The organism is Agromyces sp. NPDC052230 (assembly GCF_040679595.1).
Classification (GTDB): Bacteria; Actinomycetota; Actinomycetes; order Actinomycetales; family Microbacteriaceae; genus Agromyces.
The window spans coordinates 178,686-193,000 of record NZ_JBFAVC010000006.1 but is presented as its reverse complement, the minus strand read 5'-3'; the positions used below and the strand labels follow the sequence as shown (position 1 = coordinate 193,000).

General features: G+C 70.4%; 12 protein-coding genes. All 12 read left to right on the top strand.

The window, feature by feature from the left end:
- Positions 1-39 precede the first annotated feature (39 nt).
- The 12 genes from AB0K73_RS14495 (at position 40) to murC (ending at position 14,151) form a co-directional block, all read left to right on the top strand.
- Positions 40-423: a DUF3040 domain-containing protein gene (locus AB0K73_RS14495; protein WP_360514225.1), complete on the top strand. Its 384-nt coding sequence runs from the start codon at positions 40-42 to the stop codon at positions 421-423.
- 320 nt (positions 424-743) lie between these two features.
- Complete coding sequence (mraZ, locus tag AB0K73_RS14490; protein WP_360514222.1) at positions 744-1,175, top strand: division/cell wall cluster transcriptional repressor MraZ; 432 nt, start codon at positions 744-746, stop codon at positions 1,173-1,175.
- Between the two features lie 99 nt (positions 1,176-1,274).
- Positions 1,275-2,228 carry a 16S rRNA (cytosine(1402)-N(4))-methyltransferase RsmH gene (gene rsmH, locus AB0K73_RS14485; protein ID WP_360514219.1) on the top strand — a complete coding sequence of 318 codons (954 nt, stop codon included), beginning with the start codon at positions 1,275-1,277 and terminating at the stop codon, positions 2,226-2,228.
- Positions 2,225-2,821, top strand: coding sequence for a hypothetical protein (locus AB0K73_RS14480; RefSeq protein ID WP_360514216.1), 597 nt, complete (start codon positions 2,225-2,227; stop codon positions 2,819-2,821). Before rsmH ends, AB0K73_RS14480 begins: the two co-directional genes overlap by 4 nt.
- A gap of 18 nt (positions 2,822-2,839) precedes the next feature.
- Complete coding sequence (locus tag AB0K73_RS14475; RefSeq protein ID WP_360514213.1) at positions 2,840-4,642, top strand: penicillin-binding protein 2; 1,803 nt, start codon at positions 2,840-2,842, stop codon at positions 4,640-4,642.
- A 13-nt stretch (positions 4,643-4,655) separates the two neighbouring features.
- Positions 4,656-6,203, top strand: a complete 1,548-nt coding sequence (locus tag AB0K73_RS14470) for a UDP-N-acetylmuramoyl-L-alanyl-D-glutamate--2,6-diaminopimelate ligase (protein WP_360514210.1) — start codon at positions 4,656-4,658, stop codon at positions 6,201-6,203.
- Complete coding sequence (gene murF, locus AB0K73_RS14465) at positions 6,200-7,612, top strand: UDP-N-acetylmuramoyl-tripeptide--D-alanyl-D-alanine ligase (RefSeq protein ID WP_360514206.1); 1,413 nt, start codon at positions 6,200-6,202, stop codon at positions 7,610-7,612. The genes AB0K73_RS14470 and murF overlap by 4 nt, the downstream gene beginning before the upstream one ends.
- A gap of 58 nt (positions 7,613-7,670) precedes the next feature.
- Positions 7,671-8,768: a phospho-N-acetylmuramoyl-pentapeptide-transferase gene (mraY, locus tag AB0K73_RS14460; protein WP_360514203.1), complete on the top strand. Its 1,098-nt coding sequence runs from the start codon at positions 7,671-7,673 to the stop codon at positions 8,766-8,768.
- Positions 8,753-10,309 carry a UDP-N-acetylmuramoyl-L-alanine--D-glutamate ligase gene (murD, locus tag AB0K73_RS14455; RefSeq protein WP_360514200.1) on the top strand — a complete coding sequence of 519 codons (1,557 nt, stop codon included), beginning with the start codon at positions 8,753-8,755 and terminating at the stop codon, positions 10,307-10,309. The genes mraY and murD overlap by 16 nt, the downstream gene beginning before the upstream one ends.
- Complete coding sequence (gene ftsW / locus AB0K73_RS14450; protein WP_360514197.1) at positions 10,269-11,534, top strand: putative lipid II flippase FtsW; 1,266 nt, start codon at positions 10,269-10,271, stop codon at positions 11,532-11,534. Before murD ends, ftsW begins: the two co-directional genes overlap by 41 nt.
- Complete coding sequence (murG, locus tag AB0K73_RS14445; RefSeq protein WP_360514194.1) at positions 11,531-12,631, top strand: undecaprenyldiphospho-muramoylpentapeptide beta-N-acetylglucosaminyltransferase; 1,101 nt, start codon at positions 11,531-11,533, stop codon at positions 12,629-12,631. Before ftsW ends, murG begins: the two co-directional genes overlap by 4 nt.
- Positions 12,632-12,747: 116 nt before the next feature.
- Positions 12,748-14,151 (top strand): UDP-N-acetylmuramate--L-alanine ligase, encoded by a 1,404-nt coding sequence (gene murC / locus AB0K73_RS14440; protein ID WP_360514191.1) that lies wholly within the window; start codon positions 12,748-12,750, stop codon positions 14,149-14,151.
- Positions 14,152-14,315: the final 164 nt, after the last annotated feature.

Here is a 14,315-nt window from a genome sequence, read left to right as displayed (position 1 = left end):
GGCAACGGATGCGTCGATCCCGAGCCTGAGGGGAATGAGATGCCGCTTTCAGAGCAGGAGCAACGTCTTCTCGAGGAGATGGAGCGGAACCTCTACCGCAATGACGCCGACTTCGTCCATGCGGTCGGAGGAGTGCGCGGTCGTCGCCCCAATTACCGGGCCATCGTGCTCGGCGTGCTGCTCGCGGTCGCCGGCGTCGGCGCCCTGATCGCAGGTGTCGCCCTCCAGTTGCTGGTCGTCGGCGTGATCGGCTTCGCCCTCATGTTCGCGGGTGTGCTCGTGGCCATCACCCCCTCCAAGCGCAGCGGCCTGTCGGCTGCCCCCTCCGAACCGACGGCGCAGTCGGCCTCCCGCCGCTCGAGCGGAGGCTTCATGGACCGTCTCAACGAACGATGGGATCGTCGCCAGGAGGGCCGCGACTAGCCCTCCACTTCCCACCACCTCCACGGGTCGATCTACGGATCGGCCCGTTTTCGTGTGCTTGGCGGCCATCACCGGGCTGAGAGCCCGGCTCCACCGGTCTCCGCACTGGCCCGACGGACGCATTCGCGCCCCCGAACCCGCGCTGCCGCGCCCGTGTCGCTCGTGATCGCTCCACCTCCCTCCACCATGGTCCGGCCCCGTATTCACAGGGAACTCACACCCCCCAAACGGGGAAAACGGCCGGATGTCGTTGGTCAGGGGAGGGGAGTGGAGTAAAGTGGGGTCACCTGGATCCTGGCCGGAGGAAAGGGGGTGGTGCGGTGTTCCTCGGGACGTACGAGCCGAAGCTCGATGAGAAGGGCCGCGTCATTCTTCCTGCCAAGTTCCGGGAGGAGCTGTCGAACGGGCTCGTGCTCACGCGCGGGCAGGAGCGCTGCATCTACGTGTTCAGCGTCCGTGAGTTCGAGAGCATGAGCGACAAGATCCGCCAAGCCCCGGTAACGAGCAAGCAGGCACGCGACTACATGCGCGTCTTCCTCTCGGGGGCATCCGCGGAGACCCCCGACAAGCAGCATCGGGTCACCATCCCAGCCACGCTCCGCAGCTATGCGGGGCTCGACCGGGACCTCGCGGTCATCGGTGCCGGCAGTCGGGTGGAGATCTGGGATGCAACGGCGTGGCAGACATACCTCGCCGAGCAGGAGGCGGCCTTCGCGGAGACGGCGGAGGAGGTGATCCCCGGGCTCTTCTAGCCCCGGGTTGCGACTCCCAGCCGTGCGCGCCTGATGCACTTCCCCGCACCAGGACGAACGGATGGGGATCGGAACCCGGGTACAGGAGTCGAAGGAATCATGGACATCGAACGCATCCACACCCCGGTCATGCTCGAGCGCACCATCGAGCTGCTCGCGCCGGCGATCGAGGGCGAACGTGCCGTGCTCGTCGATGCCACGCTCGGCATGGGCGGCCACAGTCGCGCCTTCCTCGAGCGCTTCCCGCGGCTCACCGTCATCGGCCTCGACCGCGACACCGAGGCGCTCGCCATCGCTCGTGAACGTCTTGCGCCGTTCGGCGATCGCGCCCGCTTCGTGCACACGGTCTACGACGGCATCGCCGATGCCGCGCGCTCCGAGGGGTACGACGAGGTGCAGGGGGTGCTCTTCGACCTCGGCGTCTCTTCGCTGCAGCTCGACCGCGCCGAGCGCGGGTTCGCCTACTCGAAGGATGCCCCGCTCGACATGCGCATGGACCCGACGCGCGGGCGAACCGCCGCCGACGTCGTCGCCGAGTCGAGCGAGGAGGAGCTTCGACGCCTGTTCTACGAGTACGGCGAGGAGAAGCTCGCGCCGCGATACGCCCGGGCGATCGTACAGGCGAGATCGGATGCACCGATCACCCGATCGGGCGAACTCGTCGCCATCATCACCAAGGCGACGCCCGTGGCCGTGCAGCGGCAGGGGCACCCGGCCAAGCGGGTCTTCCAGGCACTGCGTATCGAGGTGAACGAGGAGCTCTCGGTGCTCGAGCGCGCCATCCCGGCGGCGCTCGACCTCATCGCTGTCGAGGGACGCATGGTCGTGCTCGCGTACCAGTCGCTCGAGGACCGCATCGTGAAGCGCGCCCTCCAGGCCGCCGCGCGTTCGACCGCGCCGGCCGGGCTCCCCATGGAGCTGCCCGAACACCGACCGCAGTTCCGGCTCCTCGTGCGAGGCGCCGAGCTCGCGAGCGAATCCGAGCAGGCGGAGAACCCGCGTGCGAAGCCGGTGCGCCTGCGCGCCGTCGAACGAGTGAGGAGGCCGTCGTGACCGCATTGCCGGCCCAGTCCGTTCCCGCCCCACGTCGCGTCTCGAACCCCTCCCGTCAGCGCACCCTTCGTCCCGCGCCGGAGTCGGACGTCGTCCGTGGCAAGCCTCGGCTCGCCTACGCGATCATCGCGGTGGGCGCGGTGGCCGTCATCGTGGTCGCCCAGCTGCTCCTCTCGATCGCCCTCGCCCAGGGCGCCTACGAGATCGACGCCTTCCAGTTGCAGCGGGCGGAGTTGGCGCGCGAGGAGCAGCAGCTCGCCGAGGACCTCGACCGCCTCGAGTCGCCGCAGTACCTCGCCATGAACGCGGAGGCGCTCGGCATGGTGCCGAACGCCGACCCGGTGTACCTGCGACTGAGTGATGGGGCGGTGCTCGGCGAACCCACGGCCGCGAACGCGGGAGCCGCGGCATCCGCCCCGCTCGTGCCGAATGCCCTGATCGACGGCGTGCCGCCCGTGACCGCGCTGCAGGCGGGGGAGACTCCGAACGGGGGATCGGGCACGCAAGCGCCCACTGGGGGCGATGGCGGGCAGGTCGCAACGCCGCTGCCGCCGCCCGTGACCGACGGACTGCCGACGCCCGCCACGCACTGACCCGATCGAGAGGACGAGATGAACCGCATCAGCCGACACCCGGCGCGGCGCGTCCTTCTCGCGGCCATCGTCCTCGTCGTCTTCGTCGGCGTATTCGTGGTGCGCCTCGTCGACATCCAGGTCGTGCGGGCCGCCGAACTCAGCGAGGAGGCGCAGGGACGCCGCTCCACCACGGTGACCGAGTACGGCGCGCGGGGCGACATCGTGGACGCGACGGGCACCGTGCTCGCCGACAGTGTGATGCGCTACGACATCGCGTTGTCGCCGAAGAATGCCGGGCCCGTCGACCGTGAGGTGCCCGATCCGGCCGACCCGTCGAAGACCGTGACGACCGAGGTACCCCTCGCACAGCTCACGGCCGAACTCGGTGCCGTCGTCGGTCTCACCGGCGAGCAGGTGCAGGGGATCATCGATACTGCGCTTGCGGAGAACGCCGACGACGACCACGAGTACGTCGCGAAGCTCGTCGACACGGCCACCTACGAGCGGATCAAGGAACTCGACATCCCGTGGGTGGTGCCGTGGGAGCACCCGAGCCGCAGCTACCCGAACGGCGCGGTCGCGGGCAACCTCATCGGCTTCGTCCAGGCTGACGACGGCACCCCCCTCGCGGGCGTCGAGCTCTCCGAGAACGAGTGCGTCGCCGGGGAAGACGGCGAGTACTCCTACCAGCACAGCCTCTCGGACTGGGTGGAGATTCCGGGCACCAAGGTCGTGCACTCGGAAGCCCGCACGGGCGGCACCCTGCAACTCACGATCGACGCCGACCTGCAGTGGATGGTGCAGCGCATCGCCGAGGCGCAGGTGCAGGCCGTGGGCGCCGACTGGGCGACCGTCACGGTCATGGAGGCGAAGACCGGCCGGCTGATCGCGGTCGCCGACGTGCCCACGGTCGACCCGAACGACCCGACGGCGACCGCAGACGGCAACCGCGGGTCGCGGTCGTTCACGGCGCCGTTCGAGCCGGGCTCGACGTTCAAGGCACTGACCGCGGCATCCGTCGTCGACGCCGGCAAGGCCGACGCGCTCGGCCAGGTCGTCGCGGGATACCAGTACCTGCCGCCGAACGGAGCGAACATCAACGACAGCTTCTTCCACGACGACACCCGGTACACCCTCACGGGCGTGCTCATCGACTCGTCGAACACGGGCATGTCGATGTTCGGCGAACGCCTCACCGACGAGGAGCGATACGAGTACATGCTCGCCTTCGGGCTCGGCGAGGAGACCGAGGTGGGCTTCGCGGGAGAGGAGCCCGGCGACCTGCACGGCGGCCCCGGGGCGTGGGACAACCAGACGAAGTACGCGACCATGTTCGGCCAGGGCCTCACCACGACGGCCGTGCAGATCGCGAGCGCGTACCAGACGATCGCAAACGACGGCGTGCGAATGCCCGTGCGGCTCGTCGACGGCTGCATCGGCGAGGACGGCGAACTCATCGCGACCGAGGCGACCGGAACCCGCGTGATCTCGGAGACCGCGGCGAACCAGACGAGTCAGATGCTCGAACGCGTCTACCTCGAGGGCTGGCTCTCCGACGAGTGGGAGATCCCCGGCTACCGGGTGGCTGCGAAGACCGGAACGGCGCAGGTCCCCGACGGCAACGGCGGCTACCTCACCGGGTACCTGGTTTCGGTGTCGGGGTTCGCCCCGGCGGACGATCCGCAGTTCGTCGTTTCGGTGAGCATCATGAATCCCGTTAAGATGAATTCGTCCGCCGCATCCGCTCCCGTCTTCCAACAGGTGATGAGCCAGGTGCTGAAGAAGTATCGGACCGTTCCATCCGGCGCCCCGGCGCCCGAGTTGCCAGCCACCTGGTGAGAAAGTTGGGGTCGTGACCGGATCGCCTCCCACGGCCCTCCGCCCGCAGCATCCGAACCCCCGCTCGTTGCACGGCCTCGCCGAGACGTTCGCGTTCGAGGTGCGCGGCGACGTGGATGCCGTCGAGGTCACGGGCGTCGTGCTCTCGTCGAAGACCGTGCGCCCCGGCGACCTGTATGTCGGCGTGCCCGGCCGCAACGCGCACGGTGCCCAGTACGCCGCCGCGGCTCGCGACGCGGGGGCTGTGGCGATCCTCACCGACCCGGCCGGTGCCGAGCTCGCCGCCGACGCGGAGCTGCCGATCCTCGTGACGCCCGATGCGCGCGCCGCGCTCGGCGCCGTGGCAGCGTGGATCCACCGCACCGACGACAATCCCGCCACCCTCTTCGGGGTCACGGGTACCAACGGCAAGACGAGCGTCGTGTACCTGCTGTACGGCATCCTGCGACAGCTCGGCGTGACGGCCGGGCTGACCTCGACCGCCGAGCGCCGCATCGGCGACGAGGCCGTCACGAGCTCGCTCACGACGCCCGAGGCCAGCGAGCTGCATGCGCTCCTCGCCCGCATGCGCGAGGTCGACGTGCGCGCCGTCGGCATCGAGGTGTCGGCGCAGGCGCTCTCGCGGCACCGGGTCGACGGCATCGTGTTCGACGTGGTCGGCTTCACGAACCTCAGCCACGACCACCTCGACGACTACACGTCGATGGACGACTACTTCGCAGCCAAGCGCGACCTGTTCCAGCCCGACCGCTCCCGGCGCGGCGTCGTGACCGTCGACTCCGAATGGGGCCGCCGGGTGGTGGCCGAGTCACGCATCCCGGTGACCACCCTGACCACCCGCACCGACGTCGAGGCCGACTGGCGACTGACCGTCGGCGAGGAATCCGCCACGCACACGAGCTTCCTGCTCGAGGGCCCAGAGGGGCGCCGGCTCGAAACGCGCGTGCCGCTCCTCGGCTGGTACATGGCCGCCAACGCCGCACTGGCCATCGTGATGCTCGTCGAGGCCGGTCACGACTTCGAGCGCATCGCCGAGGTGCTGGGGCGCGACGGCGGCATCGACGCCTACATCCCCGGGCGTGCCGAGCGCATCTCGGGCGACGCCGGCCCGCTCGTCTACATCGACTACGGACACAGTCCCGACGCCTTCCTGCAGACCCTCGGCGCCCTGCGCAGGGTCACCATCGGCCGGCTCATCATGCTCTTCGGTGCCGACGGCGACCGCGACACGACCAAGCGCGCCGACATGGGCGCCATCGCGGCACGCGGCGCCGACGTCGTGGTGATCACCGACTTCCACCCGCGCTTCGAGGATCCTGCGGCGATCCGCGCGGCGCTCATCGCGGGCGCCAGGGCTGCCGTTCCCGACCGGGAGATCCACGAGGTTCCCGACCCGCGCGAAGCCTTCCGCACCGCGCTCGCACTGGCGCGCGAGGGTGACGCCATCCTGTACGCCGGCCCCGGACACGAGGAGTACCACGAGGTGAAGGGCGTCAAGATCCCCTACTCGGCCAGAGACGATGCCAGGCAGGCCCTGCGCGAGGCGGGCTGGCCCGCATGATCGCCCTCACCCTCGCCGAGATCGCCTCGGCGGTCGGCGGCGCGCTGCGCCTCGACAGCACGGATGCCACGCCCGAGACGGTCGTCGACGGCGCCGTCACGACCGACTCCCGCGAGGTCGGTCGCGGCGACGTGTTCTTCGCCAAGCGCGGCGAGTTCGACGACGGTCACAACTTCGCCCCGGCCGCAGCCGACCAGGGCGCCGCGCTCGTCGTGGTGGAGCATCCGCTCGACCTGGCGGTGCCGCAGATCGTCGTCGACGACTCGGTCGACGCGCTCGGCGCCCTCGCGACCGAGGTGGTCGACCGGGTGCGCGCGCTCGGGAAGCTCCGCATCGTGGGGGTCACGGGCTCGAACGGCAAGACGACCACGAAGAACCTGCTGCGCGCCGTGCTCGAACGCGTCGGTCCGACGGTCGCCGCCCGGAAGTCGTTCAACAACGAGGTCGGCGCGCCGATCACGATGCTCGAGCTCACGCCCGAGACGCAGTACCTCGTCGCCGAGATGGGCGCGTCGGCCGTCGGGGAGATCGCCCGGCTCGTGCGCATGGCCCGACCCGACGTCGGCATCGTGCTCAAGGTGGGGCTCGCCCACGCCGGCGAGTTCGGCGGCATCGAGCAGACGGTGCGGGCCAAGAGCGAGATGGTCACCGACCTCCTCGAGACGGATGTCGCGGTGCTCAACTTCGACGACCCGCGCGTCGCCTCGATGGCCGGCCTCACGAAGGCCCGCGTGGTGTGGTTCGGACTCGGCGGACACGCCGACGTGCGTGCGACCCAGCTCTCGGTGCACGCGCGTGGCACCGACTTCACGGTGACGATCCCGGGCGGCGAGACCGCCCGCGTGCACTTCGGCGTGCTGGGCGAGCACCACGTCATGAACGCCCTCGCGGCCATCGCGGCATCCGTCGAACTCGGCGTGCCGCTTCCCGTGATCGTCGAGGCCCTCGAGTCGATGACGCTCGCCGAGCGCTGGCGCATGCAGGTCATGGGCGGCCGCGACGGCGTCACGGTCATCAACGACGCGTACAACGCGAGTCCCGATTCGATGTCGGCCGCGCTGAAGACCCTCGCGCAGGTGCAGGCGCCCGGAACGCGCACGATCGCCGTGCTCGGCGAGATGAGCGAGCTGGGCGAGTTCTCGGGGGAGGAGCACGACCGCATCGGCCTGCTTGCGGTGCGCCTCGGCATCTCGCAGCTCATCGTCGTGGGCCGGAACGCCCGCCGCCTGCACATCTCGGCCATCAACGAGGGGTCGTGGGACGGCGAATCCACGTACGTCGAGACCGCCGACGAGGCCTTCGACCTCGTCACCGCCATCGCGCGCCCCGGTGATACGGTGCTCGTGAAATCGTCGAACTCGGCGGGTCTGCGTCACCTCGGCGACCGACTGGGAGAATGGTTCGCATGAGCGGCGGGGCAGCACTGATGATCGGCCTGCTCGGCGACCGACTGGGAGAATGGTTCGCGTGAGAGCACTGCTGACCGCCGGGGCGTTGTCGCTCGCCTTCACGCTCTTCCTGACCCCGCTGTTCATCCGCCTGTTCCGACGGATCGGCTGGGGCCAGTTCATCCGCGACGACGGCCCGAAGAGCCACCACGTCAAGCGCGGCACGCCCACGATGGGCGGCATCATCTTCATCCTCGGCACCCTGTTCGGGTATTTCGTCGCCACCCTCGTGGTGAGCAACGAACCGCCCACGGCGTCGGGCCTGCTCGTGCTCCTCATGATGGTCGGCCTCGGCGCCGTGGGCTTCATCGACGACTTCCTGAAGACGCGCAAGCGGCAGAGCCTCGGCCTGGGTGGCTGGGCGAAGGTCGTCGGCCAGGTCATCGTCGCCGCGGCGTTCGCGCTGCTCGCGCTGCAGTTCCCCAACGAGGAGAGCGTGACGCCGGCGAGCACGAGCATCTCGTTCATCCGCGACCTGCCGCTCGACTTCATCGTGTTCGGCACGGTGGTGGGCATCGCGCTCTACGTCATCTGGATCTGCCTCATCACCGTCGCCGCGTCGAACGGCGTGAACGTCACCGACGGGCTCGACGGACTCGCGGGCGGCGCCTCGATCCTCGCGATCGGGTCCTTCGTCATCATCGGGTTCTGGCAGTTCAACCAGTCGTGCGCCAGTGAGAACCTCAACCCCGACGACGTGCCCCGCTGCTACGAGGTCCGCGACCCGCTCGACCTGGCGATCGTCGCGACGGCCATCGTCGGCGGTCTCATCGGCTTCCTCTGGTGGAACACGAACCCCGCGCACATCTACATGGGCGACACGGGTTCGCTCGCCCTGGGCGGCGCCCTGGCGGCCCTCGCGATCATCAGTCACACGCAGCTCCTCCTCATCCTCGTCGGCGGCCTCTTCGTCATCGAGACGGGATCGGTCATCGTGCAGCGGGCGTACTTCAAGCTCACCCGCGGCAAACGCATCTTCCTGATGAGCCCGATCCACCATCACTTCGAGCTGAAGGGGTGGGCCGAGGTCACGATCGTCGTGCGCTTCTGGATCATCGGGGGCCTCCTCGTGGCGGCGGGCGTGGGCAGCTTCTACTTCGAGTGGCTTCAGCAGTGACCGAGACGGATGCCGCGGCCGCACGCGCCCGGCTCGACACCCTCACCAGCTGGAACGCCGACTGGGCCGGCCTGCGCGTCGCGGTCCTCGGTGTCGGCGTCACGGGGTTCGCGGTCGCCGACACCCTCACGGAGCTCGGCTCCGACGTGTTGGTCATCGCCCCCTCGGTCGACGATGACCGCGCCCGGATCCTCGAGGTCATCGGGGCGAAGCTGCTGCGGCATCCGCTCGATGCCGTGCCCGACGACCTCGTGTCGTTCGCACCCGAGCTCATCGTGGTGTCGCCCGGGTTCCACCCCGATCACCCCGTGCTCGAGTGGGCACGTGCGGCGGGCGTAGCCGTGTGGGGCGACATCGAACTCGCGTGGCGTGTACGCGACAAGGTGAACGCCGCCGAGTGGATGGTCGTCACCGGCACCAACGGCAAGACGACGACCGTGCAGCTGGCCGCGACGTTCCTCGCCGCGAACGGGCTGCGGGCGGCGCCGTGCGGCAACATCGGCGTTCCCGTGCTCGACGCGGTGCGCGACCCGGGCGGCTTCGACGTGCTCGTGGTGGAGCTGTCCAGCTACCAGCTGCACCACCTGCCGAAGCGCGGACCGGGCGCCCTGCACCCGTGGGCCAGCGTGTGCCTCAACATCGCCGACGACCACCTCGACTGGCACGGCTCCGCCGAGGCCTACCGCGCGGCGAAGGCGACGGTCTACGAGAACACCAAGGTCGCGTGCGTGTACAACCGCGCCGACGAGGCGACCATGCACATGGTCGAGGAGGCCGAGGTCGAGGAGGGGGCGCGCGCGATCGGCTTCGGCCTCGACGTGCCGGGCCCGAGCGACTTCGGCGTCGTCGAGGGCATCCTCTGCGACCGGGCGTTCCTCGATGAGCGTCGCACGGCCGCGCTGGAGATCACCACGGTCGCCGAGCTCGAGCCCCGGGGACTCGGGGCGCCGCATGTCGTGGCGAACATCCTCGCGGCATCCGCGCTCGCGCGCTCCTCCGGCGTGCCCGTCAACGTCATCCACGACGCGCTCGGCACGTTCCGCCTCGACGCGCACCGTATCGAGCTGGTCGCCGATGCCGGCGGCATCCGCTGGATCGACGACTCCAAGGCCACCAATCCGCACGCGGCCGAAGCCTCGCTGCGCGCGTTCGGGCGCGTCGTGTGGATCGTCGGGGGACTGCTCAAGGGCGTCGACGCCGACGCGCTCGTGGCCGCGCACGTCGACCGACTGCGTGCCGCGATCGTCATCGGCGTCGACCGAACGGCCCTGGTCGCGGCGTTCCGGCGACACGCGCCGGAGCTGCCCCTGTTCGAGGTCGTGACGGATGACACTGAGACCGTGATGTCCGAGGCGGTCGCGTTGGCGGCCTCGACGGCGGCGTCGGGGGACACCGTGCTCCTCGCGCCGGCGGCGGCGTCGATGGACCAGTTCGCCGATTACGCCGACCGCGGCCGGCGGTTCCACGAGGCGGTCAGAGCGAGGCTGGGAGGTGAGGCGGATGGCGACTCCGCCCCGCACGACCCGAGCCCCGAAGGCTGAGGCGGCGGGCGTCTCCGCCGCCCGCATCCGGCTCGGACGCGTCTTCCGCGTCGAGTCGAAGGACTACTTCCTGCTGCTCGGCACGACGCTCTTCCTCGTCGTGTTCGGCCTCGTCATGGTGCTCTCGTCGTCGTCGGTCGCGTCGAACCTCGAGGATGGCGGCTTCTTCGTGCAGGCGACCCGCCAGGGTCTCTACGCGTTGTTCGGCATCCCGATCATGCTCATCGCGAGCCGCGTGCCGGAGCGAGCATGGATGTCGATCGCCTGGCTGATGCTCATGATCTCCTGCGCCCTGCAGGTGCTCGTCGTGGCCACCCCCCTCGGCGTCACGGTCGGGGGCAACACGAACTGGCTCGCCATCGCCGGGGTGCAGTTCCAGCCGTCGGAACTCATCAAGGTCGCGCTGGTGATCTGGCTCGGTCTCATCGTCACGAAGAAGCAGGCGCACCTCGGCGACTTCACGCACGGCATCCTGCCGATCCTGCTCGTGGGCGGCGGCGCGATCGCCCTCGTACTGCTCGGCGGCGACCTCGGCACCGTGATGATCATGGGCGCGATGCTCATGGGCGCGCTGTTCCTCATCGGCGTGCGCATCCGCCTGCTGCTGCCGCCCGTGCTCCTCGGCATCGCGGTCTTCGTGATCGTCGCCGTCTCGAGCGACAGCCGGATGCGCCGGATCACGGCGTTCCTCCAGGAGAACTGCACGACCATCGACGAGGCCGACTGCTGGCAGATCCAGCACGGCCGCTTCGCACTCGCGAACGGCGGCATCTTCGGGGTCGGGCTCGGCAACTCCACGGCGAAGTGGTCGTGGCTGCCCGCCGCCGACAACGACTTCATCTTCGCGATCATCGGCGAGGAACTCGGCCTCATCGGGGCAGTGGTCGTCATCGGCCTCTTCGTGGTGCTCGCCGTGGCCTTCGCGCGTGTCCTGCGTGCTGCGCGCACGCCGTTCGCGAAGACCGTCACCGCGGCCGTCCTGGTGTGGGTCGTGGGCCAGGCGTGTGTCAATATCGGTGTCGTGCTCGGAGTCTTCCCCGTCCTCGGCGTGCCGCTGCCCCTCGTCTCGGCGGGTGGCACGGCGCTGCTCACCACCCTGCTCGCGATCGGCGTCGTGCTGTCGGTCGCTCGCGACCCCGAGGCCGCCACGCGCGCGGCCGCACGTGCGGAGGCCCGCGCCGACGCACGCGCCGCATCCCGGACGGCAGGACGGCCGGCTCGATGACGACGTACCTCCTCGCCGGCGGAGGCACCGCCGGCCACGTGAACCCGCTGCTCGCCGTGGCCGACCGGCTCCGCGAGCGCGACCCGTCGTGCGAGGTGCTCGTGCTCGGCACGGCCGAGGGCCTCGAGGCACGACTCGTGCCGGACCGCGGCTACGAGCTCCTGACGATTCCGAAGGTGCCCTTCCCGCGGCGCCCGAACCGCGCCGCACTCGCGTTCCCCGTGCGGTTCCGCCGCTCGATCGACGACGTCGCGCGCATCATCCGCGATCGCGGCGTCGACGTGGTCGTCGGCTTCGGCGGCTACGTGTCCACACCTGCGTACCTCGCAGCCCGGTCGGCGCGAGTGCCGGTCGCCATCCACGAGGCGAACGCGAAGCCCGGGCTCGCCAACCGACTCGGCGCCCGCTGGGCGGCGCGTGTCGGCGTGGCGTTCAGCGGCACCCCGCTTCGGCACGCCGAGGTCGTCGGCATGCCGCTCCGCCGTGAGATCGAGACGCTCGACCGCATGGCACTTCGCGACGAGGCCGCGAGCTTCTTCGGACTCGACGCCCACAGGCGCGTGCTGCTCGCCACGGGCGGGTCCCTCGGCGCCCGGCGCATCAACCACACGATGGTGGCGAGCGCGGCGGCCATCACCGCCGCCGGCTGGCAGGTGCTGCACGTCGCGGGCGGCAATGCCGACGTCGCCGACCCGGTGGTCGAGGGGTACCGCATGATCCCGTACGCCGACCGCATGGACCTCGCCCTCGCGATCGCCGACGTGGCCGTGTCACGCGCCGGCGCCGCCACCGTGAGCGAGCTGGCAGCGCTCGGCATCCCCGCCGTGTACGTGCCGTACCCCGTCGGCAACGGCGAGCAGCGCTTCAACGCGGCCGACGTCGTGGACGCGGGCGGCGGCATCCTCGTCGACGACGCCGACTTCGTCCCCACCTGGGTGGAGGCGCAGCTCCTGCCGCTCCTCGGCGACCCGGCGCGCGTCGACCGCATGGCCGCGGCCGCGGCATCCGTCGGCCGTCGCGACGGCACCGACCGCATGATCGCGCTCATCGACGCGGCACTCGGCGGGGGTGCCGGCGAGCGCGCGCGCACCGCGTAACGTGGAAGTTGCGGATGCCGCGACATCCGCAATCCCGAGTCCTGAACACCGCCGTCCCGCCGAACCGCCCGAACCGAACCCGCGATGACCGCACCCGAGGAAGAAGCCGCCGAACCGTGACCATCAAGCCCGATCCGAACGCCAAGATCCCCGCCGAGCTCGGCAACGTGCACTTCGTCGGCATCGGCGGATCGGGCATGAGCGGCATCGCACGGCTGTTCCTCGGCGACGGCCACCGGGTCACCGGCTCCGACGTGCGCGACTCCGACAACACCGCGGCGCTGCGGGCGCTCGGTGCCGAGATCGCGATCGGTCACGACGCCGCGAACCTCCGCGATGACGTCGACACGGTGGTGGTGACGGGCGCCCTCTGGCAGGACAACCCCGAGTACCGGCTCGCGCTCGAGCGCGGCCTCCCGGTGCTGCACCGGTCGCAGGCCCTCGCGGCGCTCATCGGTGGGCGCCGGCTCGTGTCGGTCGCCGGCGCGCACGGCAAGACCACCTCGACGGGCATGATCATCACGGGCCTGCTCGCGCTCGGCGAGGACCCGAGCTTCGTCAATGGCGGCGTCATCGAGGAGCTCGGCACCAGTGCCGCGGCGGGGCAGGGCGAGCTCTTCGTCGTCGAGGCCGACGAGTCCGACGGCTCGTTTCTCTTCTACGACACGTCGGTCGCGCTCGTCACGAACGTCGATCCCGATCACCTCGACCACTACGGTTCGCTCGAGGCGTTCGAGCAGGCGTTCGTCGACTTCGCCGACCGGGCGCGCGAGCTCGTCGTGATCTCCTCCGACGACGCGGGCGCGAAGCACGTCACCGCGCGCCTGTCGCACGAGCGGGTGATGACCTTCGGCGAGGCTCCGGATGCCTCGGTGCGGGTGCACTCGATCGAGACCGACGGTCCCGTCTCGTTCGCGATCGCGTACGAGGGCGCGGAGTACCGCGCGACGCTCCGGGTCCCGGGCCGGCACAACGCGATCAACGCGGCCGGTGCGTTCGCCGTGCTCGTCGGACTCGGGTTCGACCCCGCGGCATCCCTCGCCGGCATCGCCCGGTTCGCGGGCACGGGCCGCCGCTTCGAACTGCACGGCACGGTCGGGGGCGTGAGCGTCTTCGACGACTACGCGCACCACCCGACCGAGGTCGCCGCGGCACTCTCGGCCGCACGCACGGTGGTCGGCGACGGCCGCATCATCGCCGTGCACCAGCCCCACCTCTACAGCCGCACCCGCCTGTTCGCCAAGGAGTTCGCCGACGTGCTCGAGCGGTACGCCGACGAGACCGTCGTGCTCGACGTGTACGGCGCACGCGAGGATCCCGAGCCCGGGGTCACGGGTGCGCTGGTCAGCGAGCGCTTCAACGACCCATCGCACGTGGCGTTCATCTCCGACTGGCAGGAGGCCGCAGACCACACCGCCCGGATCGCACGCGACGGCGACTTCGTCGTCACCCTGGGCTGCGGCGACGTCTACCGGATCGTGCCGCAACTGCTCGGATCGCTCGAGAAGGAGCGCGGATGAGGGCGCGCCGGGCGTGAAGCGGCCCCAGGGCTTCGATCGTCCGACGCCGCGGGCGTCCCGGGCGGAGTCCGAGGTGCCGACGTCCGGCGCTCGTTCCGTGCGCCCGAAGCCGACGGCGAAGGCGGCCGCGTCACCGAGGTCGGCTCCGTCGAGGCCGTCGCCGT

What these genes read in the sequence shown, in the direction of transcription:
- murG (WP_360514194.1), top strand. Translation starts at nt 11,531, where the DNA reads ATGACGACGTACCTCCTCGCCGGCGGAGGCACCGCCGGCCACGTGAAC.
- AB0K73_RS14475 (WP_360514213.1), top strand. Translation starts at nt 2,840, where the DNA reads ATGAACCGCATCAGCCGACACCCGGCGCGGCGCGTCCTTCTCGCGGCC.
- AB0K73_RS14495 (WP_360514225.1), top strand. Translation starts at nt 40, where the DNA reads ATGCCGCTTTCAGAGCAGGAGCAACGTCTTCTCGAGGAGATGGAGCGG.
- rsmH (WP_360514219.1), top strand. Translation starts at nt 1,275, where the DNA reads ATGGACATCGAACGCATCCACACCCCGGTCATGCTCGAGCGCACCATC.
- ftsW (WP_360514197.1), top strand. Translation starts at nt 10,269, where the DNA reads ATGGCGACTCCGCCCCGCACGACCCGAGCCCCGAAGGCTGAGGCGGCG.
- murF (WP_360514206.1), top strand. Translation starts at nt 6,200, where the DNA reads ATGATCGCCCTCACCCTCGCCGAGATCGCCTCGGCGGTCGGCGGCGCG.